Below are 26,939 nucleotides of genomic sequence, written 5' to 3'. Positions count from 1 at the left end.
CCGGGGCCCGCCCCCTCGCGGGGCCGCACCGGGCGCGCCGTACCATGGGCAGCCGAAAAAGCAGGAGCACCCGCTCCACGAACGGACCCGCCGTGTACGAATCCCCCGCCTCCACCTCCTGGCGCGTAGCGCTGCCGCACACCGCCGCGGCGGTGCCGGTGGCCCGTGCGCTGGTCCGTACGGCCCTGGCCGAGCGGGAGCACGCCGCCGACTGCGACACCGCGGAGCTGCTGACGGCGGAGCTGGTGGCCAACGCCGTGGAGCACACCTCCGGCGGCGCCCCGATAGAGCTGGTGGTGCGGCTGCTGCCGACCGGCTGCCAGGTCGAGGTGCACGACGCCGACCCGAAGCCGCCCGGCGACCTCACCCGCCCGGCCCGCGGCGTGCCCGACCCCTGGCAGGAGCACGGGCGGGGGTTGCTGCTGATCCGCACGCTGAGCTCGTCCTGCGGTCACCGCCCCACCGAGTCCGGCAAGGCGGTGTGGTTCCGGCTGCCGGGCCAACGGCGCCCGGTCTGAGCGGGACGCGGGGGCTCAGGCGAGGGTCGCGACCAGGACCGCCTTGATCGTGTGCATACGGTTCTCCGCCTCGTCGAAGACCACCGAGTGCGCCGACTCGAAGACCTCGTCGGTCACCTCCAGGGAGGTGAGACCGTGGGTCTCGAAGACGTCCCGGCCGACCTTGGTGCCGAGGTCGTGGAAGGCCGGCAGGCAGTGCAGGAACTTGACGTCCGGGTTGCCGGTGGCGCGCAGGACGTCCATGGTCACCGCGTACGGGGCGAGGGCCTCGATCCGCTCGCCCCAGACCTCCTTGGGCTCCCCCATGGAGACCCAGACGTCCGTGGCGACGAAATCGGCGCCCGCGACGCCCTCGGCGACGTCCTCGGTGAGCGTGACGCGCGCCCCGCTCGACGCGGCCAGCTCCTGCGCCCGGTCGACGACCTCCTGGACGGGCCAGTAGGCCTTGGGGGCGACGATCCTGACGTCCATGCCCAGCAGGGCCGCGGTCACGAGGTAGGAGTTGCCCATGTTGAAGCGGGCGTCGCCGAGGTAGGCGAAGGAGACGTCCGTGAGCGGCTTGGCACTGTGCTCGGTCATCGTGAGCACGTCGGCGAGCATCTGGGTGGGGTGCCAGTCGTCGGTGAGCCCGTTGAAGACGGGCACCCCCGCGTACGCCGCGAGCTCCTCCACCTTGGCCTGGCTGTCCCCCCGGTACTCGATCCCGTCGTACATCCGGCCCAGCACCCGCGCGGTGTCCTTCACGGACTCCTTGTGGCCGATCTGCGAGCCGGACGGATCGAGGTACGTCGTCGAGGCGCCCTGGTCGGCGGCCGCCACCTCGAACGCGCAGCGCGTGCGCGTCGAGGTCTTCTCGAAGATCAGCGCGATGTTCCTGCCCCGCAGGTACCGGTGCTCGGTCCCGGCCCGCTTGGCGGCCTTCAGTTCTGCGGCCAGCTCCAGCAGGCCGAGGAACTCCTGCGCGGTGAAGTCCAGCTCCTTCAGGAAGTGGCGGCCGGCGAGGGCGGTCGGGACAGTCGCCATGGGGTGCTCCAGGGATGGGGGACACGAATCCTTGGAAGTGTATACGAAGTTTTGTATTTCTATACGGCGCCCTGTACCGGGTCCCGCTGGACGGGACAGCTCATGCAGCGCGGCCCGCCCCTGCCCCGGCCCAGCTCGCTGCCGGGGATCTCTATCACCTCGATGCCCTGCTTGCGCAGGTGCGTGTTGGTGGTGGCGTTCCGCTCGTAGGCGACGACGACGCCCGGCTCGACGGCCAGGACGTTGCAGCCGTCGTCCCACTGCTCGCGCTCGGCGGCGTGGACGTCCTGGGTGGCGGTCAGCACCCGGATCTCGCTGAGCCCCAGCGCGGCGGCGATCGCGCGGTGCATGTGCTCCGGCGGGTGGTCGGTGACCTTCAGCTCCTTGTCCCCCGCGCCCGGCTCGATGGTGTACGAGCGGAGCATGCCGAGGCCCGCGTACTGGGTGAAGGTGTCGCCGTCGACCATCGTCATCACGGTGTCGAGGTGCATGAAGGCGCGGCGCTTCGGCATGTCGAGGGCGACGATGGTCTCGGCGGAGCCGGCCGCGAACAGCTTGTGCGCGAGCATCTCCACCGCCTGCGGGGTGGTCCGCTCGCTCATCCCGATCAGCACCGCGCCGTTGCCGATGACCAGCACGTCCCCGCCCTCGATGGTCGACGGGTAGTCGGCCTGCCCCTGGGACCAGACGTGGAAGGGCTCCGCGCGGAACAGCGGATGGTGCCGGTAGATCGCCTCGAAGTGCACGGTCTCGCGCTGCCGGGCCGGCCAGCGCATCGCGTTGATGGCGACGCCGTCGTAGATCCAGGCGGAGGTGTCGCGGGTGAAGAGGTGGTTGGGCAGCGGGCCGAGCAGGAAGTCGTCGAGCTTCATGGCGTGGAAGCGCACGGAGGTGGGTTCCGGGTGGGCGTCCAGGAACTCCCGCTTGGTCATCCCGCCGATCAGCACCTCGGCGAGCTCGGACGCCGGGAGCGTCTCGAACGCGGCGCGGAGGTGGTCGGTGGCCAGCGGACCGTACTCCTTCTCGTCGAAGACGCGGTCCAGGACGAGCGCACGGGCCTCCGGGAGGTCCAGCGTCTCGGAGAGCAGGTCGCCGAAGAGGTGGACGACGACGCCGCGGTCGCGCAGGACGTCGGCGAACCCGTCGTGCTCGGCGCGCGCCCGGCGCACCCAGAGCACGTCGTCGAAGAGCAGGGCGTCCTTGTTGCTGGGGGTGAGCCTTTTGAGCTCGAGGTCGGGCCGGTGCAGGATGACGCGGCGGAGCCGGCCGGCCTCGGAGTCGACGTGGTAGGTCATGCCTTTCATCCTGACCGCCCGGACCCGGGTTCACCCCTGCCCCCGGGGCCCCGGATCCCGGAAACCCGCCTCCGCCGGCCGCCGCGCCCGGCCGGACCGGCTCGGGCCGCACCTCGAGGACGGCGCCGTGACGGGCCCGGCGCCGTTTCCGGAGCCGGGCGGGGACGCCTCGGGCGTCCTGGACGGCGACGAGGCCGAGGACGTCCTGGTGAGGTGTGCGGAGGAACCTCCGCGCCCCGGAGAAGGCCCGCACACGGGGTCGGCGCGCACCGGCCCGGCCCGGCCCGGGCGCGGGGCGCGGGTGCCCCGGCCGGACCGGGCCGTGGTGCACGTCCACCGGCCCAGGCGGAGCACGGGGGACCCGCAGGACCGGGCCTCGGTGCGCGTCCGCCCGCTACAGCCGCGGGTCCACCGGCTCGGACTCCAGGGCCAGCACGGCGAAGACCGGCTCGTGCACCCGCCACAGCGGCTCGCCCCCGGCGAGGCGGTCCAGGGCCTCCAGACCGAGGGCGTACTCGCGCAGGGCCAGGGAGCGCTTGTGGCCGAGGAAGCGGTCGCGCAGACGGGCCAGGTTCTCCGGACGGGTGTACTCGGGACCGTAGACGATCCGCAGGTACTCGCGGCCCCGGCACTTGACGCCGGGCTGCACCGGGCGTCCCTTCTCGTCGTGCACCAGGGCGCCGACCGGCTTGACGACCATGCCCTCGCCGCCGCGCCCGGTCATCTCCAGCCACCAGTCGACCCCGGCGCGCACGGACTCGGGGTCGGCCGTGTCGACGTAGAGGCGACGGGTGGTCCGCAGCAGTCCGGTGGTGTCGTGCTCGACCGCGCGGTCGATGAGGGCGAGCTGCTCGTCGTGGGGCAGGGCGGCGAGGCTGCGTCCCTGGACCGCGAGGATCTGGAACGGGGCCAGGTGGACGCCGTCCAGGCCGTCGGTGGTCCAGCAGTAGCGGCGGTACGCGTCGGTGAACGCCGCGGCCGAGTCGGCCCGTTCGCGCTGGCGGCCGAGCAGGTCCCCGACGTCCACACCGCGGGCCGCGGCGCCCTCCAGGGCGGCCAGGGCGCCCGGGAGGACCGCGCCGGAGGCGGCGCCGACCGCCGCGTACTGGGAGCGCAGCAGGCCCGCGGCCTTCAGCGACCACGGCATCAGTTCGGCGTCCAGCAGCAGCCAGTCGGTGGCGAGTTCGTCCCAGAGGCCGGCCTCGGTGACCGCCGTGCGCAGCCGGCCGAGGACCTCCTCCGTGACGGAGGCGTCGTCGAAGAAGGGGCGGCCGGTGCGGGTGTACAGCGAGCCGGTCTCCCCTCCGGCGGCGCCGAAGCGCCGGGCGGCCACGTCGGCGTCGCGGCAGACCAGGGCGACCGCGCGGGAGCCCATGTGCTTCTCCTCGCACACGACCCGGGCCACGCCGTCCCGCGCGTACTGGGCGAACGCCTCGGCCGGGTGCTCCAGGTAGCCGTCGAGGTGCGAGGTGGCGGTGGGCGCCATCGTCGGCGGGAGGTACGGCAGCAGGCGCGGGTCGATCGCGAAGCGGCTCATGACCTCCAGGGCCGCGGCGGCGTTCTCCTCGCGGATCGATATCCGGCCGTGGTGCCGGGTCTCGACGAAGCGGCGCCCGTGCACGTCCGCCAGGTCCAGCGGACGGCCCTCGTGGCCGCCGGGGGCCTCGGTGCGCAGCGGGCGGGCCGGCTCGTACCAGACCCGCTCGGCCGGCACGTCGACCAGTTCCCGCTCCGGCCAGCGCAGCGCGGTGAGCTTGCCGCCGAAGACGGCGCCGGTGTCCAGGCAGATGGTGTTGTTGAGCCAGGTCGCCTCCGGGACGGGGGTGTGGCCGTAGACGACGGCGGCCCGGCCGCGGTAGTCCTCCGCCCACGGATAGCGCACGGGCAGGCCGAACTCGTCGGTCTCGCCGGTGGTGTCGCCGTAGAGGGCGTGGCTGCGGACCCGGCCGGAGGTGCGGCCGTGGTACTTCTCCGGCAGACCGGCGTGGCAGACCACCAGCCGGCCGCCGTCGAGGACGTAGTGGCTGACCAGTCCGTCGATGAACTCCCGCACCTCGGCGCGGAACTCCTCGCTCTCGCCGTCCATCTGCTCGACGGTCTCGGCGAGTCCGTGGGTGTGCTGCACCTTGCGGCCCCTGAGGTGGCGGCCGAACTTGTTCTCGTGGTTGCCGGGCACGCACAGCGCGTCGCCCGCCTTCACCATGGCCATCACACGGCGCAGCACGCCGGGGCTGTCCGGGCCGCGGTCGACGAGGTCGCCGACGAAGACGGCCGTACGGCCCTCGGGGTGCCTGCCGTCGACGTACCCCAGCTTGCCGAGCAGCGCCTCTAGTTCGGCCGCGCAGCCGTGGACGTCGCCGATGACGTCGAAGGGGCCGGCGAGGTGGGTGAGGTCGTTGAACCGCTTCTCGGTGACGACGGTGGCGTGCTCGACCTCCTCCGCGCCGCGCAGCACGTGCACCTTGCGGAAGCCCTCGCGCTCCAGGTGGCGCAGGGAGCGGCGGAGTTCGCGGGTGTGGCGCTGGATCACCCGGCGGGGCATGTCGGCGCGGTCGACGCGGGTCGCGTTGCGCTCGGCGCACACCGCCTCGGGGACGTCGAGCACGATGGCGATCGGCAGGACGTCGTGCTTCCTGGCCAGCTCGATCAGCTGCCGCCGGCCGTCCTGCTGCACGTTGGTCGCGTCGACGACGGTGCGGCGGCCGGCGGCCAGCCGCTTGCCGGCGATGTAGTGCAGCACGTCGAAGGCGTCGCGCGACGCGCTCTGGTCGTTCTCGTCGTCGGCGACCAGACCGCGGCAGAAGTCGGAGGAGACGACCTCGGTGGGCTTGAAGTGACGGCGGGCGAAGGTGGACTTGCCCGACCCGGAGGCGCCGACGAGCACCACGAGGGAGAGGTCGGTCACGGGCAGGGCGCGGCCCCGCGGTCGCGGGGTCACGGCGGTGGCGGTCATGCGGCCTTCGCCTCCTTCACGGCGCCGGTCGTGAACACGGCCATCTGGGTGGGCGGTCCGACCTCGGGGTCGTCCGGTCCGACGGGGACGACCTCCACCGTGTATCGGTGCCGTTCGGCCACCTCGGCCGCCCAGGCGCGGAACTCCCCGCGGGTCCACTCGAAGCGGTGGTCACCGTGCCGGACATGGCCGGCCGGGAGGGTCTCCCAGCGCACGTTGTACTCCACGTTGGGGGTGGTCACGAGGACCGTGCGGGGGCGGGCCGCGCCGAACACCGCGTACTCCAGGGCGGGCAGCCGGGGCGGGTCGAGGTGCTCGATCACCTCGCTGAGGACGGCGGCGTCGTAGCCCCCCAGCCGCTTGTCCGTGTAGGTCAGCGACCCCTGGAGGAGCCGGACGCGCGCCGCCTGCCGCTCCCCCATGCGGTCCAGCTTGAGCCGCCGGGAGGCGATGGCGAGCGCCCGCATCGACACGTCGACGCCGACGATCTCGGTGAAGGAGGGGTCCTTGAGCAGTGCCTGGACGAGCTGGCCCTGACCGCAGCCGAGGTCGAGCACCCGGGCGGCTCCGGAGGCGCGGAGCACGGTGAGGATCGCCTCCCGCCGTCGTACGGCGAGCGGGGTCGGCCTCTCCTCGGACTCCGTCTCCGCCGCCACGGCGTTGTCGATCTCCTCGACGTCGCTGTCGTCGGCCTCGGCCAGCCGGACCAGCTCGAGCCGCTCCATGGCCTGGCGGGTCAGCGACCAGCGGCGGGAGAGGTAGCGGCTGGTGATCAGCTTATGCTCCGGGTGCCCGGGCAGCCAGCCCTCACCGGCGCGCAGCAGCTTGTCGACCTCGTCGGGGGAGACCCAGTAGTGCTTGGCGTCGTCGAGGACGGGGAGCAGGACGTACAGGTGGCGCAGGGCCTCGGCGAGGGTGAGCGTCTCCGCCTCCAGGACCAGGCGCACGTACCGCGAGTCGCCCCACCCGGGGAACTCGGCGTCCAGGGCCACGGGCTCGGCGGTGACCGTCCAGCCGAGCGGTTCGAAGAGCCGGCGGACGAGTCCGGGGCCGCCGCGGGCGGGCAGCGCGGGCACCTCGACATGCAGGGGGCGCGGCCGCGCCGGGAGTTCCGGGCGGGCGGCGCACACACCGCGCATCGCGCTGGAGAAGACACCGCTCAGCGCGACGGCGAGCAGGGAGGACGCCGCGTACGGGCGGTCGTTGACGTACTGCGCGAGGGCCCCGTCGGGGGCGCCGCCGCGGCCCTTGCCCTTGCCGCGCCGGACCAGTGCCACCGCGTCCACCTCCAGCAGCAGCGCCGCCGTACAGCGCTCGGCGTCCGCCTCGGGGTAGAGGACGTGCGCCGTGCCGTAGGACGTGGAGAACGCCTGCGCCTTCTCGGGATGCTTGTGCAGCAGGAAACCGAGGTCGGTCGCGGGGCGCTGCGGGGAGCCGGTGGTACTGATCGTCAGGAACACGGTGGTTACACCTCGAAACCCTTCTGAGCTGCGGGTACACGCCGGATGCGGGCGTGCGGTGCCAACGTACCGAAAACGGCCCGGGATGCCCCGGGAATTTACGGGCGCACGCGGCGGGGCCGTCCGCGCGCACGGACGGCCCCGTTTCCCGCGGGCGGGTGTTACGACAGCTGGGACTGGACCTGGGCGGAGATCAGCTCCAGGTGATCGAGGTCGTGCAGGTCGAGGACCTGGAGGTAGACGCGGCTGCAGCCGGTCTCGGCGTAGCGGCCGATCTTGTCGACGACCTCGGCCGGGGAGCCCGCCAGGCCGTTGGCCTTGAGCTCGTCGGCCTCGCGGCCGATCGCGGCGGCGCGGCGGGCGACCTCCTGGTCGTCCTTGCCGACGCAGACGACGAGGGCGTTGGAGTAGACGAGGTCGCCCGGGTCGCGGCCGGCCTCCCGGGCGGCGTCGCGGACCCGGCCGAACTGGCGGGCCGTGTCCTCGATGGAGGCGAAGGGCATGTTGAACTCGTCGGCGAACCTGGCCGCCAGGCGCGGGGTGCGGGTCGCGCCGTGGCCGCCGATGAGGACCGGCACCTTGGACTGGGCCGGCTTGGGGAGCGCGGGCGACCTGGTGAGGTCGTAGTGGGTGCCGTGGTAGTCGAAGGTCTTGCCGGTCTCGGTGGCCCACAGGCCGGTGACGATCTCCAGCTGCTCCTCGAGGCGGGCGAACTTCTCCTTGGGGAAGGGGATGCCGTACGCCTTGTGCTCCTCCTCGAACCAGCCCGCGCCCAGGCCCAGCTCGACACGGCCGCCGGACATCTGGTCGACCTGGGCGACCTGGATGGCGAGCACGCCGGGGAGGCGGAAGGTGCCGGCGGTCATCAGGGTGCCGAGCCGGATGCGCTTGGTCTCGCGGGCGAGGCCGGCGAGGGTGATCCAGGCGTCGGTGGGGCCGGGCAGGCCGTCGGCGGAGCCCATGCTGAGGTAGTGGTCGGAGCGGAAGAAGGCGTCGAAGCCGAGGTCCTCGGTGGCCTTGGCGACGGTGAGGAGGGTGTCGTAGGTGGCGCCCTGCTGGGGTTCGGTGAAGATGCGAAGATCCATGGTTCCATCCTGCACGGTCCGGGGCGGGTCCGCGCAGCTCGGCGTCGCAGGGGGGCGTCGCGTCGGCGCGGGGCGGGAGAGCTCGCGCGGTCCGGCGTTCGCGGGGTGCCCGGCGTCGGGGCGGGCCGGGGGGTGGGGTGCGCTGCCCGGCGTTCGCGGGGTGCCGGCGCGCCCACCCTCCCCCGGCGCCCCGGGGGGGGTACCTCCCAGGCCCTCGAGGCGCTGAGGGAGGCACGACTGCCCGCGGCCGGCGGCAGGAGGGGTCAGCCGGCTTCTCGTTGCGGGAGGGGATCGTCGTGGGTGGTCAGTTTGCGGAGCATCTCCAGGACGCGGTCGCGGGACTCGTCCGCCGCGTCGATGGCCTCCATGCACTGCCAGTACGTCGCCTCGTCCTCCGCGGAGGAGGCGATGCCCACCAGGGCGATGCCCACCTCGCCGAGCAGACCGCCGAGGTGCATCAGAACCGGGTGGGGTTCGCCCAGCTCGGCGAGCCGGGCCGCGCGCAGTTCGTCCGGGCCGAGCTCCGGGGTGTCCAGCACGCCGCAGCCGCGGCCCGCCAGCTCGGTCAACCCCAGTGCCTCACCCCGCAGTTCGGGCGGGCCGGCGACGGCGAGGCGGCTCCCTATCGCCTGCGCCAGGGCCTGCGCCTGCCACACCTCGGTCAGCCGCTCCCGTACGCCGCCGCCCGCGGCCAGGGCTCGCCTGCTCGTCACGATGAGCCGCACAGCGTCCATGCGCTGCCCCCGTCCGTCCGACGCGCTGCCCACGCGTCCGCATCCGTTGAACTCCCTTGTCCACTACCCAGAGTGAAGGCGCGTGAGACAAAAAGCCAGAGGAAGACCGAAATCTGCGGACAACGATGCGGACACGGCCCACTTTTCACTCACGGAGAGTGACGGAACGGTTCCTCCGTCGGGAACCTGCGCTCGTTGCGGTCGATCTTCGCGGCCAGCGCGGTCAGCGGGTCGACGCCGAGCACCTCGCAGAACTGGAGCAGGTACGCGAGGACGTCGGCGACCTCGTCGCGCACGCGGTGCGCGGTGTCCGGGTCGTCCATGACGCGGGCGGACTCCTCGGGGGTCGACCACTGGAAGATCTCGAGGAGTTCGGAGGCCTCCACGCTGAGCGCGGCGGCGAGGTTCTTGGGGGTGTGGTACGGCTGCCAGTTCCGCGCGGCGGCGAACTCGGCGAGCCGGTGCTGGAGTTCCGCGAGCCCGAGGGGCTCACGGGGACGCTCGGCGTCGTGGGGATCGGTCACGGTCCAGGTGTACCACCGTCACCCCGCTCACCCCCGCCGCCCAGGAGGCGTCGCTCACCGTCCCCACCAGCCGGATGTGCCCGCGCTCGCACATCCGCGCCGCCAGGCGCAGCAGTTCGCTCCGCTGCACCGGGTCGAGCGCCCGGTCCAGCCCGTCGGCGAGGACCGTGAGGGTCTGGAGCGCGGCGGGGACCTCTCCGAGCGCGTCGACCTCCAGCACGCCGGGGCCGGTGAGCAGCACCAGGGCGAGCGCGGCGTACCGCAGCTCGCCGTCGCCGAGGCGCCGCAGCTCGGTACGGGTGCCGTCGCCCCGGTCGAGGAGGGCGCGGACCAGGCGGCCGGCGTCGTACGGCTCGGCGAGCAGGTCGGTGACCGGCCCGGCGCACCCGGCGCGCACCGCGTCCACGAGGAGGCCGTGCCGGCGTCCGCACTCGGCGCGGGTGCGCCACAGGACGTCGGCGAGGTTGTCGCAGCCGCCGAGCAGCCGTCCGGCGCCGGCCGGGACGGGGTCCCGCATCCGCTCGGGGCGGGGGTCGCAGGGGAAGACGGACCGCAGGGCGACCACCATCTGCTCGGCGGCGGCGAGCACCCTGCGCTGCCCGGGGGTCTTGCCGGCGACGCGCAGCGGCAGCAGGGCGGTGCCGAGCCGGTCGTCGGGCAGCGGGGCACGGGTCACCGGGGCCGCCCCGGCCGTGTGCCAGGCGGCCTGCACGGTGCGCCGGCCGGGGTCGCGCAGGGCGGTCTCCAGCAGGACCACCCCGTCCGCCGTCAGCCGCTCCCCCACGATCCGCAGCCCGGGTTCGGCCTGTACGGCGACCTCCAGCCGGACCGGCCCCTCGGGGCCGTCGGCCGTACAGCCGATGCGGAAGCCCCGGCGGCGCTGGGCGTCGGCGCGGGCCCGCTCCGGCACACAGGCGCCGGGTTCCGGGAACGCCTCCCCCAGCTCGGCCCCGCCGCCGAGCCGCGCGAGCGCCTCGTACGCCCGCAGGGCGGTGGTCTTGCCGCTGCCGCTGGGCCCGGCGAGCAGCGTGAGCGCTCCCAGGGGGAGGCCGGCGCCGCGATGTCCGGCGAAGGCGGACAACCGCAGTTCGGTGACGCGCGGCAGCCGGGGGCGCCCGCCGGAGGCCGGGGGCGCGGGTGGCGGGGCGGTGGCCGGGCGGGGCGGGGAGGCGGGGGTGGTCATGGGCGAGACGCTAAGGGGTCCGGTGCGGGGCGAACCGTTCCGCTCGGCGGGCCTTCCCACGATCGGGCGACGGGATCAGGCGCCCGGGACCCCGACCCCCTCCATCAGCCCCGTGACCTCCGTGCCGGCCGGGGTCAGGAGGAAGACGTTGCGGTCGACCCGGTGCATTCCGCTGGCCAGACCGAAGACGACGCCCGTGCTGAAGTCCAGGACCCGTTTGGCGACCTCGGTCTCCGCGCTGGTCAGGTCCAGCAGGACCGGTATCCCGGACATGAGCGTCTCGGCGACGTCGCGGGCGTCCGCGAACACGTTCACGCGCAGGACGACGAAGCGGCGGCGCGCCTCCGTCGCGGCCTCGGGGAGGGCGCGGTGGCCCACCGCGGACGGCCATGCGTCGCGGCCCCGCAGCGGAACGACCTGGGCGAGCCCCTCCCACTGTTCGTCGGTGACGTCGTGGCTGTTCACCGGCATGCTCCGTCCCCTGTCGCGCTGACTGTCTGCATCGGGCAATTCTTACTCATGGTCACCCGTTCGGCCCAATAACGACACGGTCCGCCATCGTGGTGCTCGCACAACGTGACGTTTGCCCCGGTGTCCTCGGGATATCCGGCGCACCGCCGAGGACCGCGCCGCTCGCGCGGGGGAGCCCTCGGGAAGGGGCCGGATCCGCCCGGCCGCGTCGTCCGACCGCCGTGCCGCGCGCCCGCGTTGACCCGGGTCCGCCCGGGCCGGTTGCATGGGCGCATGGCCGGTGAAGCGGACGGTGTGGCGGTGCCCGTGGTCGCCTTCGAGACGCAGGAGGACTGGGAGGCGTGGCTGGAGGAGCATCAGGGGGACGTCGACGGGGTGTGGCTGAGGATCCCGAAGAAGGGGTCGGGGATCGCCGGGGTCGACTACGCGACCGCGCTGGAGTCGGCGCTGTGCTACGGCTGGATCGACGGGCACAAGAAGGGGCTGGACGACACCCACTGGCTCCAGCGGTTCACTCCGCGGCGGGCGCGCAGCCGGTGGTCGGCGGTCAACCGGCGAAAGGCCCTCGATCTCATCGAACGAGGGCGCATGCGGCCGTCCGGGCTGCGCGAGGTGGAGCGGGCGCGGGCGGACGGCCGCTGGGAGGCCGCGTACGCGAGCCAGAGCACGGCGACCGTCCCCGACGACCTGCGGGCGGCGCTGGACGCGGCGCCCGCGGCCGGTGACTTCTTCGGCACCCTCGACAGCCGCAACCGCTACGCGATCCTTCACCGGATCGAGGAGGCCAAGCGGCCGCGGACGCGGGCGGCCCGGATCGAGAAGTTCGTCGCCATGCTCGCCGAGGGACGAAAACTCCACCCGTGACGGCGTGCAGGGCGTCGGGGGTCAGCCCGCGACGGCCGCCTCCGCCGCCGCCACACCGCAGACGCGGGCCGCGCCGTGGGTGGCGATGTGCAGGGCGCCGCGCGGCGCGGACTGCGGTACGCCCATCTCCACGACCACGGTGGACGGGTCGGCGGCGAGCAGGGTGTCCAGGGCCGTGCGCATCCACGGGTGCCGGTGCTCGTCGCGGACCACGGCGACGACGCGCCGGCCGGCCGCCGCCTGAAGTGCCCGCTCCCCGGCGTCGGGGCCGGTGAAGCGGCCGGTGGCCGTGCCGGGCAGCAGCCGTTCCAGCTCCGCGCCGGCGCCCCACGGGGTCTCGTCGCCCACCGCGATGTTCGGGGCCGGGTCGAAGGTGGCCACGTACACCGGTCCGGCGACCGGCGCGGAGCCGGCGGCGCGGGTGACGGTCACCGCGCGGCGGGCCGCCGTGAGGCCGATCTCCGGCTCGGGTCCGACGGCCGCGGCCGGGGAGCGTCGTACGGCGGCGGTCCATTCGGCCAGGGCGCGCACCCGGGCGGCGGCGTCGGCGAGCCGCTCCTCCGGGAGTTCGCCGGAGCGTACGGCGCCCACCAACGCGTCCTGCAGGCTCCGCACGGTGCCCTCGTCGCACAGCCCGCCGCCCACGCAGATCGCGTCGGCGCCGGCGGCGATGGCGAGGACGGCGCCGTGCTCCAGCCCGTAGGTGCCGGAGACGGCGCGCATCTCCATGCCGTCGGTGACGATCAGGCCCTGGTAGCCGAGTTCGCCGCGCAGCAGGTCGGTGAGGACGCGGCGGGAGAGCGTGGCCGGGCGGTCGGGGTCGAGGACCGGCACCCGGATGTGCGCGCTCATGACGGCACGGGTGCCGGCCGCGATCGCCGCCCGGAACGGCCGCAGTTCGCGCTCGTGCAGCGTCGTGGCGTCGAGGTCGATGTGCGGGAGCGCGTGGTGCGAGTCGACGCCGGTGTCGCCGTGGCCGGGGAAGTGCTTGGTGCAGGCGGCGACGCCGGTCGACTGCAGGCCCTCGACGTAGGCGGCGGTGTGCCGGGCGACCAGGTCGGTGTCCCCGCCGAAGGAGCGCACGCCGATCACCGGGTTGTCGGGGTCGGCGTTGACGTCGGCGGACGGCGCCCAGTTGAAGTTGATCCCGCACGCGGCGAGCCGGCGGCCCAGCTCGCGGGCGACGCCCCGGGTCAGGCCGGTGTCGTCGACGGCGCCGAGCGCGTGGTTGCCGGGGAAGGAGGAGCCGGTGCGGACCTCCAGGCGGGTGACGTCGCCGCTCTCCTCGTCGATGGCGACCAGCAGGTCGTCCCGCTCGGCCCGCAGCTGCGCGGTGAGGGCGGCGACCTGCTCGGCGGTGGTGACGTTGCGGCCGAAGAAGGCGACGGAGGCGAGGCCCTCGGCCAGCCGGCGGCGGATCCAGTCGGGCGCGGTGGTGCCGGCGAAGCCCGGCTGCAGTACGGCGAGCGCGTCCCGGGTGAGGGTGTCGGCGCCGGTGGTGGATGTCGTCATCGGGTGGGGTTATCCCTTCACGGCGCCCGCGGTGAGACCGCTGACGGCCCTGCGCTGCAGGAAGACGAAGAGGATCAGGATGGGGACGGCGAACAGGGAGGAGGCGGCCATGGTCGCGCCCCAGTCGTCGCCGAACTGGGTCTGGAAGCTGGACAGCCACAGCGGCAGGGTCTGCGCGCCCCCGGCTTCCTTGTTGAGCACCAGGACGAGGGGGAACTCGTTCCACGCGGTGATGAAGCCGAACATGGAGGTGGACATCAGCCCCGGCGCGAGCAGCGGCAGGATGACCCGGCGGAACGCCTGGGCGCGGGTGCAGCCGTCGACCATCGCCGACTCCTCCAGCTCCTTCGGCACGGCGGCGACGAAGCCGCGCAGCGTCAGGACGGTGAAGGGCAGGATCATCATCATGTAGAAGGCCGTGAGCGGCACCAGGCTGTTCAGCATGGAGGCGTCCCGCACGATCATGTAGATCGCGATGACCATGACCTCCCAGGGCGCCATCTGGGCGAGCATGAAGCCGATGACGAAGCCGCGCCGCCCCCTGAACCGCATGCGCGCCAGGGCGAAGGAGCCGGCCAGCGCGATGACCAGCGAGAAGAGGACGGCCAGGCAGGTGACGGTCAGCGAGTTGCGGACGTACGTCCAGAAGTGGTCGGCGTCGGTCGCGGTCCTGAAGTGCTCGAACGTGACGTCGGTCGGGAACCAGACGGGGGTCTCCGAGATGATGTCGCCGGTCGGCTTGAACGCCGTGGAGAACATCCAGTACACGGGGAAGACGCAGACGACGAACAGGACGACGGCCGTGACGTTGGGCCACAGGCGGCCGAAGAGCGAGCGCTTCACAGCTCGTCCTCCTCTTGCTTGAGCACGATCCTGAGGTAGTAGGCGGTCAGGCCGAGCATGATCAGGACGGTCAGCACGGCGATCGCCGCGCCCATGCCGTAGTGCTGGTTGCCGACGCCCTCGACGTAGGCGTAGACGGGCAGGATCTCGGTGAGCCGGTCGGGGCCGCCGCCGTTGAAGGTGAAGACCTGGACGAACGCCTTGAAGATCCAGATGATCTCCAGGAACGTCGTGGCGTAGAGGAACGGCCGCAGGAACGGCAGGGTGACCGTGGTGAAGCTGCGCCAGGCGCCGGCGCCGTCGAGGGCGGCGGCCTCGTACAGTTCGCCGGGAATGGTGGTGGTCGCCGCGTAGAGGTTGATCGCGACGAACGGGACGGACATCCAGACGATCAGCAGGGTGATGACGAAGAACGTCGACATCTGGCTGCTGGTCCAGCTGTAGTCGGCCATGGAGTGCCAGCCGAGCTTGTCCAGGACCCAGTTGACGACGCCGAAGCGCTGGGCGAACAGCCACTGGTAGACGGTGGTGGCGGCCACCACGGGCATGGCCCAGGCCAGCACCAGGCCGATCAGCAGGGTGAACCGCATCCACGTGCCGAGGCGGGCGAGCAGGAGACCGGTCAGCGCGCCCAGGACCATGGTCAGGACGACGTTGACGGCCGTGAACAGGAGGGAGCGGAGGGTGACCCGCCAGAAGTCCTCGCCGGTGAGGGCTTCCTTGTAGTTGTCGATGCCGTTCCACTCGGTGACGTGCTGGATCAGCTGCGCCATGTTGAGGTTCTGGAAGGACAGCAGCAGGTCCTTCAGCAGCGGCCAGCCGAGCAGCAGCACGGTGGCCGCGACGGCGGGCAGCAGCAACAGGTACGGGGCGAGCGCGCCGGCGCGCGACGCGGCTCGTGGTGTCGGCCTGCCGGGTCCTGTGTCGTCCGCCTTGCGGACGTCCGCCGGGCCGGAGGGCGGCCGTTCGGTCTGCACGGTCATGCTCGCGATCTCTCTTCTCGGCGTGCTCAACGCGGTGCGGGGGCCGTCGCGTCGGCCGGCCCCCGCTCCGGTCGGAGCGCGTGCGCTCCTACTGCTGCTGCGCCAGGCGCTTGTTGAACTCGCCCTCGACCTGCTTGGCGGCCTCGGCCGGGGACTTGCCGTTCAGCACGGCGGTCAGGTACGTCTTGATCGGGTTGGGGTCGTTCTCGACCGCGGCCCACTCGGGGATCAGCGGCGTGGTGCCGCCGACGGCGGCGGCCGGCGCGGCGGCCTCGGCGGGGGCGTTGCCCTTGAGGTTGCTCTGCAGCGACTCCTTGTTGGGGATGACGCCGTTGGCCTTGGCCAGCGCGCCCTCGAACGTGTCGGAGAGGGCGATCCTCAGGAACTCCTTGGCGAGGTCCTGCTTCTTGCCGCCCGCGGCGACGGCGAGGTTGGAGCCGCCGAGGAAGACGCCCTCGGGCTTGTCGGCCGTGGCACCGGGGATGGTGAAGTAGCCGATCTCCTTCTCGATGTCCGGGTTGGCCTTGATCGCGATGCCGGCCTCCCAGCCCATGCCGATGAACGCGCCGGTCTTGCCCTTGGCGAAGACCTCGCCCTGCTGCGGGGTGGCCTCGTCCTTGTCCTTGGGCGCCTTCGACAGGGCCTGGAACTTCTTGTACGTCTCCGCGGCGGCGGCGACCTTCGGGTCGTCGAGGTTGGAGACGTACGTGTCGCCGTCCTTCTTGACCAGTTCGCCGCCCTCGCCGATCACCAGGCCGACGAAGTGGTACCAGTTCTGGCCGGGCAGGTAGATCGGCTCGGCGTCGGTCTTCTCACCGATGGTCTTGAGGGCGTCGTAGAACTCGTCGCGGGTCCTGGGGGTGTCCTTCAGCCCCGCGTCCGCCCAGACCTTCTTGTTGTAGAGGACGACGCGGTTGGCGAAGTACCAGGGCGCCGCGTACTGCTTGCCCTCGAAGACGGACGACTCGTTGAGGGACTCGGTCCACTCGCCGCCGATCTCCGCCTTGAGGTCGGCGAGGTCGGCGAGGCCGCCGGTCTTGGCGTAGGCCGGGGTCTGGGTGTTGCCGATCTCGAAGACGTCCGGCGGGTTCTCCTCGGACAGGGCGGTGGTCAGCTTCTGCTGGATGCCGTTCCACTGCTGGACCTCGAACTCGACCTTCGCCTTGGTCTTCTTCTCGAACTCGGCGGCGAGGTCCTTCTGCCACTGGTCCGGCGAGGAGCCGTCCATGACCCACACGGTGAGCGTCTCGCCGGCGTAGCCGTCCGCGCCGGCCTTCTTGCCGCCGTCACCGTCGTCGCCGCCGCACGCCGCGACGGAGAACAGCATGCCCGCGACCCCGATCGCGGCTATCAGCTTGCGCTTCACGCGCCACCCCTCCTCAGGAATGCCTTGCGCACCCACGCCCTCGGCGGCGACCCCCGCAGCGGCGCAACAGCTCGGTGGGCTGGGACCCGGCTTCCTCTAAATGGTTTAGACCAGCAAGGGGAGCTTGGCCTAGACCTATGGCCCTGTCAAGGGTCATGGACTCACGCCTGGATAACGGCTTCGGCATCCCCGGCGGGACGCAGAACTCCCCCCAAACGGGTACGGGTTGACGCTTGGACTAGACCAAAGCGAGAACGCACCGTTATAACGGGATCGCCGAGCGTGCGGCGCCGAACCGGCCGTCCGCCGACGTGCACCGCGGCCGGCGCCTGCCGTCCGCGCGCCGGACACCGCAGCCGGAAGGCAGGTCATGAGCACGGACCTCAGCAGCGCCCAGGCCGATACGGGGGCGCCGGGCCGTATCGGGCGCGTACCGAAGTACTACCGCATCAAGCAGCGGTTACTGCAGATGACCGACGAGCGTGCCCCGGGCGCCCCGATGCCGGCCGAGCGCCTGCTCGCCGTCGAGTTCCGCACCTCCCGCACCACGATCCGCAAGGCCCTGCAGGAGCTGGTCGGCGAGGGCCGGCTCGACCGCATCCAGGGCAAGGGCACGTTCGTCGCCCGCCCGAAGGTCTACCGGACGCTCCAGCTGACCTCGTACACCGAGGACATGCGGGCGCAGGGGCTCCACCCCGCCTCCCAGGTGCTGGACATCGGGTACGTCGCCGCCGACGCGGAGCTGGCGGCCCTGCTGGAGGTGGAGCCGGAGGACAGGGTGCTGCGCATCGAGCGGCTGCGGCTGGCCGGCGGGGAGCCCATGGCGATCGAGGCGACCCACCTGTCCGACCGGCGCTTCCCCCGGCTGCGCCGCAACCTGACCCGCCACACCTCGCTCTACACCACCCTCGCCGAGGTGTACGGAGTACGGCCGACGGAGGCCGACGAGACCATCGAGACCTCGCCGGCGACGCCGCGGGAGGCGGGGCTGCTCGCCACGGACGTGGGCCTGCCGATGCTGCTGCTGTCCCGCCACTCGCGGGACGAGACGGGAACGCCGGTCGAGTGGGTCCGCTCGGTGTACCGGGGCTCGCGCTACAAGTTCACCGCGACGTTGACGCGCCCGGGGCCCTGACCGGGCGGTTCGCGCTCAAAGCCCTTTTATTTCAAGGGAGTTGAGAAATCACGCCTAAAGGGCGTTCCTTGACAGGGGCCATTGGTCCAGTCCACCATCCCAGTGGTCTGAACCAGTCGTGGCGCGTTCCGTCCGCCACCGTCGCGTGCACCATCCCGCACGAAGGCGCCGGACGACCGGGAGCGGCCACCCGCGACCCCCGCGGTGGGCGTACTCCGTGACGCGGCCGGGCGACGCGTCCCGCCCGGGCGACACCGCTCCCGGCGCACCGGGCGACATCGATGTCACACGGGTGGTCCGGGACGCCGCCCGCGGCGGCCGGACGCCCCGCGCGCCCTCCCCGCCCCCTCCCCCTGTCCGCATGCCGTGAGTGATCCCGATCTCCGGAGTACCGCATGACGACGCACCACCGTTTCCTGCACCGCGCCGCCTCCGAACGCCCCTACTTCAGCGCCGACGGCGAGACCTACCTCGCCGGGACGCAGCTGCGGCACCTGACCAAGGACCTGCCGCTGCGGGTGCTCTCCGAGGAGCAGTTCGCGTCCTGGCGGAACCACGGCTACGTCGTGGTGCCGGAGGCGATCTCCCCCGACGCGGCCAAGCTGCTGCTGGAGTTCGCCTGGGAGTTCCAGGGCCTGGACCCGCAGCGCCCCGAGACCTGGTACGAGGAGCGCGCCTTCCGCTCGGACCTGGACCGGGACCTGTTCGTCTACGGCTTCGTCGAGGCGTACCAGCACCAGCTGATCTGGGACAGCCGGCAGACCCGGCGGGTGTACGACGCCTTCGTGGACGTGTGGGACTGCGAGGAGCTGTGGGTCACCCTGGACCGGCTCAACCTCAACCCGCCCAATGTGCGCAACCGTTCGCGTTCCCTCATCGACACCACGGACGAGGGGTTCGACATCGAGCTGCACTGGGACGTGGACACCACGGCGAGCGTGCCGCCGCAGCGGGTGCAGGGCATCGTCGCGCTCACCGACACGGAGCCCGACCACGGCGGCTTCCAGTGCTCCCCGGAGCTCTTCCGCCGGTTCGACGAGTGGAAGGCCGGGCAGCCGGCCGACCGGGACCCGTTCCGTCCGGGTGCCGACCGCACCGGGTTCCCGGTCGTCCGGCCCTCGCTCAGCGCCGGTGACCTGCTGATCTTCAACGGGATGCTGGCGCACGGCGTGGCCCCCAACACCTCGGCCGACGGGGTGCGCGCGGTGCAGTACCTGTCGATGATGCCCGCCCTCGAGGAGCACGGGGAACTGCGCCGCTCCCGGGTGGAGTCCTGGCGCACGCTCAGCACCCCGGAGTGGAACGCGACGCTGCTCGGCGACGCGGTGACGCACGAGTCCCTGCGCTACGGTCCCGCCGAACTGAACGGTCTGGGACGCAGGTTGCTGGGGCTGGACTCCTGGCAGGGGCGGACACGATGAGCGGGGGAGCCGACGTGCACCGGATATGCCTGAGCCTGCCCACCGACCGGGAGTGCTCCGCGACCATCACCGCCCTCGGCGGGGAGGCCGCGTACGCCGTCCGGCACTTCGACGTCGAGGTGCGCCTGCTGGTCCTCGACTCCGCCGACGAGCGGACCCGCGAGGCCCATGCCCGCGCGGTCGCCGCGCTCCCCGAGGTCCCGGGCGTCGTCGTGCACCACCTCGACGAGGCGGCCCAGCGGGACTTCCTGCGCGGCGTCGTGGAGCGGGCCGCGCTCCCGGAGCCGGAGCGGGTCCTCGACCTCATGCTCCCGGACGCGCTCTCCTACGGCGCCTGCACCAACCGGGCGTTCCTGATCGCGGCGGCGCTGGACTGCCGTTCGCTGCACCGGCGCGACTCCGACTGCGGCTACCAGGTCTTCGGCGGTGAGCCCGTCCACCCGATCCACCACGAGCTGACCTCCCTGGGCAGGCGGGCCGCCGACGCCGTCGACGGGGTGACGGAGGCGGTGCTCGACCCCGCGCTCGCCCATCTGCCCGTGTCGATGGTGGGCGCCTCCTTCATCGGGGAGCTCTCCGTCGACATCGGCGGCATCCGGGAGCTCGACAAGGACGTGTACGACGAGGTCGTCGCCCTGTGGGCGCCCGGCCACTGGTCCGCCGAGCGGAAGCGGGAGCTGGTCGAGGAGTCCTTCAAGGGCGCCGGGACGCTGCCCTTCACGGGCGACCGCTCGACGCTGACGCTGGTCGACCCGATGCACGTCGACATGGCCAACATCGCCTTCGACCGGAACGTGTACGAGCGGCTGCCGCTGCCGCCCGCCACGGCGACCATCGGCAGCGACTACTTCCTCATCCACGCCGTGTACGACGCCGCCCTGCCCGGCGTCCTGCACAACCGGCACATCGAGAACCACTACACCGGGGAGCGCCGCACCCACGCCGGTTTCCTCGCGTACCAGACGCGGTTCGTGAAGTTCCTGCTCTCCATGCTGTACCTGCACTACGTCTACGAACGGATGGCCGACGCGGGCTCCACGCTGCTGGACGAGAGCGGGCGGCTGGACCCCGCGCCGTTCGCCGCGTTCCTCGCCGAGAGCGTGCGGCTGGACCGTACGGAGAACGAGCGGCGGCTGGACACGGTCGCGGCGGCGTACGGCCGGCTGGGCGGGAAGTACGCCGAGTTCGCGCGCGGCCTGACGGCGGACCGGGAGCGGCTGCTGGACGAGGCCGCGCTGGACACCGAGGACTTCGTGCTGCTGATCGGCGCCTGGGAGGCCCTCGTGCACGCGAGCCGGGGCACGCTCCGGTGACCGCGGCCCTGCGCGCCGCCCTGGCGGCCGCCACCGAGGACGCGCTCGTCTACGACCTGGACGGGATCGCCGCCCGGTACGACGCGCTGACCGAGGAACTGCCCGGCGTGGACGTGCGGTTCGCGATGAAGGCGTGTCCCGTGGAGGAGGTCCTGGCCCGGCTGGCCGGCCGGGGCGCCGGTTTCGACGCGGCGAGCCCCGGGGAGATCGCCCGGGCGCTGGCGACGGGCGTGCCCGCGCACCGGGTCCACTACGGCAACACCGTCAAGTCCGACCGGGACATCGCGCGGGCGTACCGGCTCGGCGTCCGGGACTTCGCCACGGACAGCGTGGAGGACGTGACGGCGCTGGCCGGACACGCCCCCGGGGCACGGGTGTTCTGCCGGCTGGCCACCAGCGGCGAGGGCGCGCTGTGGGGGCTGAGCCGGAAGTTCGGGTGCTCGGCGGACGACGCCGTACGGGGGCTGGAGACCGCGCGGGACGCGGGTCTCGTCCCCGCCGGCCTCTCGGTGCACGTCGGGTCGCAGCAGATGACCGCCGAGGCGTGGCGGCAGGCCTTCGCGGCCCTCGCCGAGGTGCTCACGGCGCTGCACGGCCGCGGGATCGTGCCGGACCACGTCAACCTCGGCGGCGGCCTGCCGGCGCTCGGTTACGCCGACCGCCGGGGGGAGCGGCTCGATCCCCCGCTGGACAAGATCTTCGCCGTGCTCCGCGAGGGCATGGAGCGGCTGGCGTCCCTCTCCCCCCGCCCCCTGGACTTCGTCGTCGAACCGGGCCGCCACCTGGTGGCCGACCACGGCGCGGTCCGGGCGCACGTCTCCCGGCTGACGTCCCGGCGCCGGCCGGACGGGGAGCGGGAGCACTGGTTGTACCTGAGCTGCGGCAAGTTCAACGGACTGTACGAGATGGACGAGGTGCGGTACCCGCTCGTCTTCCCGTCCCGTCCAAACGCGGCCGGCGCGGACCTGGTGCCGGCCGTCGTCGCGGGCCCCACCTGCGACAGCGACGACGCCTACGCCCACGAGCACCGCCGGGTGCGGGTGCCCGGGGCGGTCGCGTCGGGCGATCCGGTCTGGGTGCTGTCGGCGGGCGCGTACGCCGCCAGCTACATGACCGAGGGCTTCAACGGCTTCGCCCCGCTCCCCCGCGTCTGCGTGGGCGGTGACGGCCCGGACGTCCGCGTGCGCCGGGTCGCCGAGGACGACTGGCCGCGGATCGCCGCGCTGGAGGCGGAGGCGTACGCGTCGGCCTCGCTGTCCGAGGGCGTCGCGGCGCTCCGCTCCCGGGGCCGGGCCTCCCCGGCGACCTGTTTCGTGCTGGAGACCGGCGACCGTGTCGTCGGCTATGCGCTCGCCCTGCCCTACCCGCGGCTGCGGTACCCGGACCTGACCCGCCCGGAGGAGCGGGCGCACGACTCCCGCAACCTGCACCTGCACGACCTCGTGATCGCACGGGACCTGCGCGGCAGGGGGCTGGGCGGCAGACTGCTGCGGCACCTCACGGCGGTCGCGGGGCGGTCGTCGTACGAGCGGATCTCCCTGGTCGCCGTCGGCGGGACGGCGGGCTTCTGGGCCGGCCGCGGTTACCGGCCCGAACCGGGGGCCGAGCTCCACGGGGCGTACGGCGAGGGCGCCGTCTACATGTCCCGCCCGGTCCGTCACGACCGCTCCGGCGGCCCGGAAGAGGGGTTCTGACGACCATGCTGCCCACCCTCGGCGACTTCCGCCGTGACCAACTGGCGGTCGCCGCCCTGTTCTCCTTCCTCGGCTTCCAGTACGCCACCTGGGCCTCCCGGCTGCCCGCCCTCAAGGACCGCTTCGACCTGGGCGGGACGGAGGTGGGGCTGCTGCTGACGGCCGCCGGTGTCGGGGCGGCGGTGTCCTTCCCCCTGGTCGCCCCGCTGATGCGGCGGCTGGGCGCCCGGCGGCTGGCGCTCTGGTCCGCGCTGGTCCTGGTGGCGGTGCTGCCCGTGCTGGCCGCGGCCGGCGGCTATCCGCTCGCCCTGCTGGTGATCTTCGTCGACGGGGTGGCCGTCGGCTGTCTGAACGTCGCCATGAACGCACAGGGCGCCGCCCTCGAGTCCCACTACGGGCGGGCCGCGATGGCCCAGTTGCACGCGACGTTCAGCGGCGGCTCGCTCGGGGGCGCGCTGCTGGCCTCCGGGGTGAACACCGTGACGCGCTCGGTGACCGCGCACTTCGCCGTGGCGGCGGTGCTGGGGGTGCTGCTGCTGGCCGGTTCCCGGCCCCGGGTGCTCACCGACGCCCCCGCGCCTCCCGCCGGGGAGCGGCCGGCGAAGGACGGGAGGAAGGGGCTGAAGGGCCTGACGGGCGCCTCGCGCACGGCGCTCTGGCTGGGCTGCGCGATGGTGTTCGGCACGGTCGTCGAGGGCGCCATGAACGACTGGTCGGCGCTCTACCTGACGGAGGAGACCGGCGCGTCGGGGCGGCTGGCGCCGCTGGGCATCGCCGTCGTCTCGGTGATGATGGTGCTGGCCCGGCTGCTGGGCGACGGCTGGCGCGGCCGGTGGGGCGACGCGCGCATGGTGCGGGTGGGCAGCACGGCGGCCGGCGCCGGTCTCGCCCTCGCCCTGCTGACCGGCGGCACCTGGCCCGCGCTGATCGGCTTCGCCTGCGTCGGCCTGGGCATGGCGACGGTGACGCCCTGTCTCTCGGCGGTGATCGGTTTCGTCGCCGGCCGCACGGACCTGACGACCGGCATGGCGGTGGTCGCGGCGTCCGCCGTGCTGGTGGCGGTGTGCTCGTGGCGGGTCCGCTTCGAGGAGCGGGAGGCTCCCGGTGAGGCGGCGCCGACGGCCGCGGCGGGCGGTCCCGGGTGACCGCGGCCCGCTGCCGCCGAAGGGGCTCCCGCACGGGATGACCGTGCGGGAGCCCCTTCGGCCGTGTCACGGGACGGGCGGCGGACCGCCGCCCCGCTCCCCGGCCCGGGCGCGGCGCGGGGAGGGTTCCCGCCGGTGGACGGCCCGCGCCGGCGGCGGCTACTCCGGCACGGCTCCCAGCGTCTTCAGGACGCCGTACACGCCGACGCACAGGATCGCGACGCTGCTGAGGACGAGGGCCGCGGTGAGCCAGGGGTTGGCGCGGAAGCGCTTCGGGACTCCGGTGTGGCGCAGGCGCCAGACGGCGACCACCACGGCGAGCAGGAAGATCCCGCCGCCGATGCCGCCGATCTGGACCATCAGGACCGGCGACTGCATCCAGAGGAAGAAGCAGGTCCACAGCAGCGGCAGGCACCAGGTGAGGATGCGGATGGTGCGGGTACGGGCGCGGACGTCGGACCAGTCGACGACGCCGAGCAGGCCGAGCGTGTTGGTCCACAGCCGGGGCACGGAGGCGGTGGAGCCGATGAGGGTGGAGAAGAGGACGGCGAACGCGCCGACGAGGAACAGGTACTCGGCCCAGGGGCCCATGGTGTCGGTGTAGATCCGCGAGAGGGTGGTGATCATCTCGTTGCCCTCGGGCACCAGGCCCTGCGGGTGGAGCACGGCCGCGCCGATGACGTAGAAGGACAGGGTGCACAGCACGCAGACGGCGAGGCCGGTGAGGGCGTCCAGGCGCATCACCTTGATCCAGCCCTCGGCGCGGCGGGCGCGCTCCTCGCTGCCGTCGTCGGGGCCGGTCCAGCGGGCGTAGCCCTTCTCCAGGCACCAGTAGGTGTACGTGGTCATCTCGTCGGCGCCGACGCCGGTGATGCCGAAGACGGCCAGCGCGATGCCGACGGTGCCGGCCGGGATCTCGAAGCCGAAGCCGCCGCCCAGTTCGCTCCCGCCGTAGCCGAACTCGGTGCCGGGCAGGCCGACCGCGAGGCTGACGGTGACCAGGGTGAAGACGACGACGGAGACGAGGCAGGCGCGTTCGACGAGGCTGTACTTGCCGGACTGCAGCAGCAGGACGGCGGCGACCGTGACGACGACGGCCCACAGCGCCAGGGAGCCCCAGCTCAGCGGTTCGCCGATGACCGGCCACAGCACCGAACAGGCGGCCGCCGTACCGCCGATGATGCCTCCGCGCTGGAACATCTTGGCGAAGTCCATGCCGATCCACAGCCAGTTGATCCAGCTCAGCCGGCCGATGCGGGGGCCGACCTCGCGGTAGCCCTCCAGCGCGGTGCGTCCGTTGAGGATGGTCCACTGGGCCAGTTCCATCTGGACCCAGACCTTGACCGCGGTCGAGACGATCACCAGCCACAGCAGCGCGAAACCGGCCTGGGCGCCGAGCGCGGTGGTGGTGATCAGCTCTCCGGAGCCGACGACGGCGGCCGACAGCACGAAGCCGGGGCCGAGGTGGCGGATCCGGTCGCGGAAGGCGGTGGGCGCCGGGCGGGCGTCCTCGGGGCGCAGGGCGTACGGATCGGCCTGCGCGTGCTCCGCCGCTGGGGCGGTGGCGGTGGTCGACATGGCGGTGTTCCTTTGCTGTTTCCGGCGCCGTCGCCGGAGCGGAAGGCAGACAGGTCGGGTAAAGACATGGGGGGGTGACGTGGTGGGTCGGCGGCGGGGTCAGCCGGCCGCGTGGCGCGGTGGGTCGCCGGCGAGGACACGGAGTACGTCCTCGGCGACCATCAGGCCCATCGCGCGGTTGGCCTCCGGGGTGCAGGCGGCCATATGGGAGGTGAGGGTGAGCCGGGGCGCCGTGCGCAGGACGTGGCCGGCCGGGAGGGGTTCGACGGCGAAGGCGTCGAGGGCGGCGGCGGCCAGGTGCCCGGAGTGCAGGGCGGCGGCGAGCGCGGTGTCGTCGACGAGGCCGCCGCGGGCGGCGTTGACGAGGATCGCGCCGGGTTTCATGGCGGCCAGCCGGGCGGCGTCCAGCAGCGGTGCGCCGGCGGGCGGCAGGTGCAGGGTGACGACGTCGGCGCGGGTCAGGAGCGCGTCGAGGGCGACGGGTTCGGCGTCCGCCGCGGTCACCGCGTCGTCGGGGACGTACGGGTCGTGGGCGAGGACGCTCATGCCGAAGGCGCGCGCGTAGCCGGCGACGAGCCGGCCGATCCGGCCGAAGCCGACGACCCCGAGGGTCCGGCCGTGCAGTTCCGGGCCGAACAGCTTGGGCCAGCCGCCCCCGGTGACGGCGGTGTGGGAGGCGCTGATCCGGCGGGCGGCGTCGAGGACGAGGCCGAAGGTGTACTCGGCGACGGCCCGGGAGTTGGAGCCGGGCGCGAAGACGACGGGGATGCCGCGGTCGCGGGCGGCGGCGACGTCGATGGTGTCGGTGCCGACGCCGTGCTTGGCGATGACCCTCAGCCGCGGGGCGGCGTCCATGACCTCGGCGGTGACGGGGTCCATGCCGGCGACGAGCGCGTCGGCGCCGGATATCCGGGCGAGCAGTTCGTCGTACGGCAGGGCGCGGTCGTCGTACGGGCGGACCGGGCCGGCGCCGCCGTCGGCGAGCAGGGTCCAGGGGTCGGGCGAGTGGCGGGCGAAGGTGGGCGTGGTGATGAGGGTGGTGCGGGTCGGTGTGCTCATGCCCGGCCCTTCCGCGCGGCGTCCAGGTGGGTGGCGGCGATCTGCTGGAGGTGGACCACGTCGGCGGCGACGGACGCGAAGGTGAAGCCCTCGTCGAGCCGGCGGGCGGCGCTCGCGCCGTCGCCGTTGTGGATGCCGGCGGCGATGCCGGCGGTCTCGGCGGCCCGGCGGATCCGGGTGAGGGCCCGCTCGAACGCGTCGGCCACGTCCGGGTCGGTGGAGCTCCTGCCCCCGATGGCCAGGCGCAGGTCGGACGGGCCGACGTAGACGCCGTCGAGCCCCGGGACGGCGCAGATCTCCTCGACGTTGGCGAGCCCGTCGGCGGTCTCGATCATGGCGAGGACGGCGGTCTGCTCGTGGGTGTCGGCCGGGTCCGGTCCGATGCGCAGCTGGGCGCGCATGGGGCCGTAGGAGCGGCGGCCGTGCGGCGGGTAGCGCACGGCGGCGACCGCGTCGGCGGCGTCGCGGGCGGTGTCGACGAGCGGCACGATGACGGCGGCGGCGCCCGCGTCGAGCGCGCGGCCGATGTACGTGGGGTCGTTGGCCTCGACGCGGACCATGCCGACGGCGGTGGAGCCGCGGGTGTCGGTGGCGATGAGGTTGTTCAGCAGGCCCTGGTAGCCGAAGAGGCCGTGCTGGGCGTCGAAGGCGAGGTAGTCGTAGCCGAGCCGGGCGAGGCGTTCGGCGGCGACGGGCGAGTCGAGCAGCGACCAGTAGCCGATGAGGCGCTGACGGTCGCGCAGTGCGGCGGTGAAGTGCGCGGCGGTGGTCATGGGAGGT

The 26,939-nt window shown here is 73.2% G+C and carries 23 protein-coding genes and 1 pseudogene; 8 read left to right on the top strand and 16 right to left on the bottom strand.

All coding sequences use genetic code 11. The features are described 5' to 3' along the window. Positions 1 to 44 precede the first annotated feature (44 nt). Positions 45 to 518 carry an ATP-binding protein gene (locus tag ADK41_RS12395; RefSeq protein WP_051843105.1) on the top strand — a complete coding sequence of 158 codons (474 nt, stop codon included), beginning with the start codon at positions 45 to 47 and terminating at the stop codon, positions 516 to 518. A 15-nt stretch (positions 519 to 533) separates the two neighbouring features. Here the strand turns inward: ADK41_RS12395 and argF are convergent, their stop codons facing one another. From argF to ADK41_RS12350, 9 genes are all read right to left on the bottom strand, one after another. Continuing rightward, complete coding sequence (gene argF, locus ADK41_RS12390; protein WP_030824346.1) at positions 534 to 1,541, bottom strand: ornithine carbamoyltransferase; 1,008 nt, start codon at positions 1,539 to 1,541, stop codon at positions 534 to 536. Between the two features lie 59 nt (positions 1,542 to 1,600). After that, positions 1,601 to 2,836, bottom strand: a complete 1,236-nt coding sequence (locus tag ADK41_RS12385; protein ID WP_030824344.1) for an arginine deiminase — start codon at positions 2,834 to 2,836, stop codon at positions 1,601 to 1,603. Between the two features lie 394 nt (positions 2,837 to 3,230). Continuing rightward, positions 3,231 to 5,789: a polynucleotide kinase-phosphatase gene (locus tag ADK41_RS12380; RefSeq protein ID WP_030824342.1), complete on the bottom strand. Its 2,559-nt coding sequence runs from the start codon at positions 5,787 to 5,789 to the stop codon at positions 3,231 to 3,233. Beyond that, positions 5,786 to 7,249, bottom strand: coding sequence for a 3' terminal RNA ribose 2'-O-methyltransferase Hen1 (locus ADK41_RS12375; protein WP_030824334.1), 1,464 nt, complete (start codon positions 7,247 to 7,249; stop codon positions 5,786 to 5,788). The genes ADK41_RS12380 and ADK41_RS12375 overlap by 4 nt, the downstream gene beginning before the upstream one ends. 161 nt (positions 7,250 to 7,410) lie before the next feature. Continuing rightward, on the bottom strand, positions 7,411 to 8,334 hold the full coding sequence (locus ADK41_RS12370) for an LLM class F420-dependent oxidoreductase (protein ID WP_030824332.1): 924 nt from the start codon (positions 8,332 to 8,334) through the stop codon (positions 7,411 to 7,413). A 263-nt stretch (positions 8,335 to 8,597) separates the two neighbouring features. Beyond that, positions 8,598 to 9,068: a DUF6099 family protein gene (locus ADK41_RS12365; RefSeq protein ID WP_030824330.1), complete on the bottom strand. Its 471-nt coding sequence runs from the start codon at positions 9,066 to 9,068 to the stop codon at positions 8,598 to 8,600. 149 nt (positions 9,069 to 9,217) lie between these two features. Then, complete coding sequence (locus ADK41_RS12360) at positions 9,218 to 9,592, bottom strand: nucleotide pyrophosphohydrolase (RefSeq protein WP_030824328.1); 375 nt, start codon at positions 9,590 to 9,592, stop codon at positions 9,218 to 9,220. Further along, positions 9,558 to 10,775, bottom strand: a complete 1,218-nt coding sequence (locus ADK41_RS12355; protein ID WP_037803920.1) for a biotin transporter BioY — start codon at positions 10,773 to 10,775, stop codon at positions 9,558 to 9,560. The genes ADK41_RS12360 and ADK41_RS12355 overlap by 35 nt, the downstream gene beginning before the upstream one ends. 75 nt (positions 10,776 to 10,850) lie before the next feature. Next, entirely contained in the window at positions 10,851 to 11,246 is a 396-nt protein-coding gene (locus ADK41_RS12350) for a cell division protein SepF (RefSeq protein WP_030824324.1), read from the bottom strand. A gap of 273 nt (positions 11,247 to 11,519) precedes the next feature. Here ADK41_RS12350 and ADK41_RS12345 point away from each other — a divergent pair, with 273 nt between their 5' ends. After that, complete coding sequence (locus ADK41_RS12345) at positions 11,520 to 12,110, top strand: YdeI/OmpD-associated family protein (RefSeq protein WP_030824323.1); 591 nt, start codon at positions 11,520 to 11,522, stop codon at positions 12,108 to 12,110. A 21-nt stretch (positions 12,111 to 12,131) separates the two neighbouring features. On the opposite strand, the gene ADK41_RS12340 is transcribed toward ADK41_RS12345, so the two are convergent. The 4 genes from ADK41_RS12340 to ADK41_RS12325 all read right to left on the bottom strand — a co-directional run bounded on the left by ADK41_RS12340 (position 12,132) and on the right by ADK41_RS12325 (position 16,814). Beyond that, on the bottom strand, positions 12,132 to 13,622 hold the full coding sequence (locus ADK41_RS12340; RefSeq protein ID WP_030824319.1) for a glycoside hydrolase family 3 protein: 1,491 nt from the start codon (positions 13,620 to 13,622) through the stop codon (positions 12,132 to 12,134). A gap of 9 nt (positions 13,623 to 13,631) precedes the next feature. Beyond that, entirely contained in the window at positions 13,632 to 14,465 is an 834-nt protein-coding gene (locus ADK41_RS12335; RefSeq protein ID WP_030824316.1) for a carbohydrate ABC transporter permease, read from the bottom strand. After that, the gene (locus tag ADK41_RS12330) at positions 14,462 to 15,448 is read right to left on the bottom strand and encodes a carbohydrate ABC transporter permease (RefSeq protein WP_030824313.1); all 987 of its coding nucleotides are present in this window, start codon (positions 15,446 to 15,448) and stop codon (positions 14,462 to 14,464) included. Before ADK41_RS12330 ends, ADK41_RS12335 begins: the two co-directional genes overlap by 4 nt. Before the next feature lie 88 nt (positions 15,449 to 15,536). Further along, positions 15,537 to 16,814, bottom strand: coding sequence for an extracellular solute-binding protein (locus ADK41_RS12325; RefSeq protein ID WP_030824310.1), 1,278 nt, complete (start codon positions 16,812 to 16,814; stop codon positions 15,537 to 15,539). Positions 16,815 to 17,184: 370 nt separating this feature from the next. On the opposite strand from ADK41_RS12325, the gene ADK41_RS12320 reads away from it, so the two are divergent. The 6 genes and pseudogenes from ADK41_RS12320 to ADK41_RS12300 all read left to right on the top strand — a co-directional run bounded on the left by ADK41_RS12320 (position 17,185) and on the right by ADK41_RS12300 (position 23,522). Then, the gene (locus ADK41_RS12320; RefSeq protein WP_030824307.1) at positions 17,185 to 17,949 is read left to right on the top strand and encodes a GntR family transcriptional regulator; all 765 of its coding nucleotides are present in this window, start codon (positions 17,185 to 17,187) and stop codon (positions 17,947 to 17,949) included. 395 nt (positions 17,950 to 18,344) lie between these two features. Then, positions 18,345 to 19,370 carry a phytanoyl-CoA dioxygenase family protein gene (locus tag ADK41_RS12315; RefSeq protein ID WP_030824304.1) on the top strand — a complete coding sequence of 342 codons (1,026 nt, stop codon included), beginning with the start codon at positions 18,345 to 18,347 and terminating at the stop codon, positions 19,368 to 19,370. Continuing rightward, complete coding sequence (locus ADK41_RS12310; protein ID WP_030824301.1) at positions 19,367 to 20,683, top strand: DUF6271 family protein; 1,317 nt, start codon at positions 19,367 to 19,369, stop codon at positions 20,681 to 20,683. Before ADK41_RS12315 ends, ADK41_RS12310 begins: the two co-directional genes overlap by 4 nt. Then, positions 20,680 to 21,843, top strand: a pseudogene (locus ADK41_RS12305) (type III PLP-dependent enzyme); the annotation flags it as partial. The gene ADK41_RS12310 and the pseudogene ADK41_RS12305, both read left to right, overlap by 4 nt. After that, positions 21,838 to 22,377 carry a GNAT family N-acetyltransferase gene (locus ADK41_RS43085; protein ID WP_324604884.1) on the top strand — a complete coding sequence of 180 codons (540 nt, stop codon included), beginning with the start codon at positions 21,838 to 21,840 and terminating at the stop codon, positions 22,375 to 22,377. The pseudogene ADK41_RS12305 and the gene ADK41_RS43085, both read left to right, overlap by 6 nt. Before the next feature lie 5 nt (positions 22,378 to 22,382). Then, the gene (locus tag ADK41_RS12300) at positions 22,383 to 23,522 is read left to right on the top strand and encodes an MFS transporter (RefSeq protein WP_053670240.1); all 1,140 of its coding nucleotides are present in this window, start codon (positions 22,383 to 22,385) and stop codon (positions 23,520 to 23,522) included. Between the two features lie 159 nt (positions 23,523 to 23,681). Here ADK41_RS12300 and ADK41_RS12295 read toward each other — a convergent pair whose 3' ends face one another. The 3 genes from ADK41_RS12295 to ADK41_RS12285 all read right to left on the bottom strand — a co-directional run bounded on the left by ADK41_RS12295 (position 23,682) and on the right by ADK41_RS12285 (position 26,932). Next, positions 23,682 to 25,100 (bottom strand): Nramp family divalent metal transporter, encoded by a 1,419-nt coding sequence (locus tag ADK41_RS12295; protein ID WP_030824292.1) that lies wholly within the window; start codon positions 25,098 to 25,100, stop codon positions 23,682 to 23,684. A 99-nt stretch (positions 25,101 to 25,199) separates the two neighbouring features. Continuing rightward, positions 25,200 to 26,159 (bottom strand): phosphoglycerate dehydrogenase, encoded by a 960-nt coding sequence (locus ADK41_RS12290; RefSeq protein ID WP_030824289.1) that lies wholly within the window; start codon positions 26,157 to 26,159, stop codon positions 25,200 to 25,202. Beyond that, entirely contained in the window at positions 26,156 to 26,932 is a 777-nt protein-coding gene (locus tag ADK41_RS12285; RefSeq protein ID WP_030824286.1) for an HpcH/HpaI aldolase family protein, read from the bottom strand. Before ADK41_RS12285 ends, ADK41_RS12290 begins: the two co-directional genes overlap by 4 nt. Positions 26,933 to 26,939 lie beyond the last annotated feature (7 nt).

This window comes from Streptomyces caelestis (genome assembly GCF_001279005.1).
Classification (GTDB): domain Bacteria; phylum Actinomycetota; class Actinomycetes; order Streptomycetales; family Streptomycetaceae; genus Streptomyces; species Streptomyces heliomycini.
Note: the sequence above shows the minus strand (reverse complement) of the source record. Positions and strands in the feature narration are given on the sequence as shown.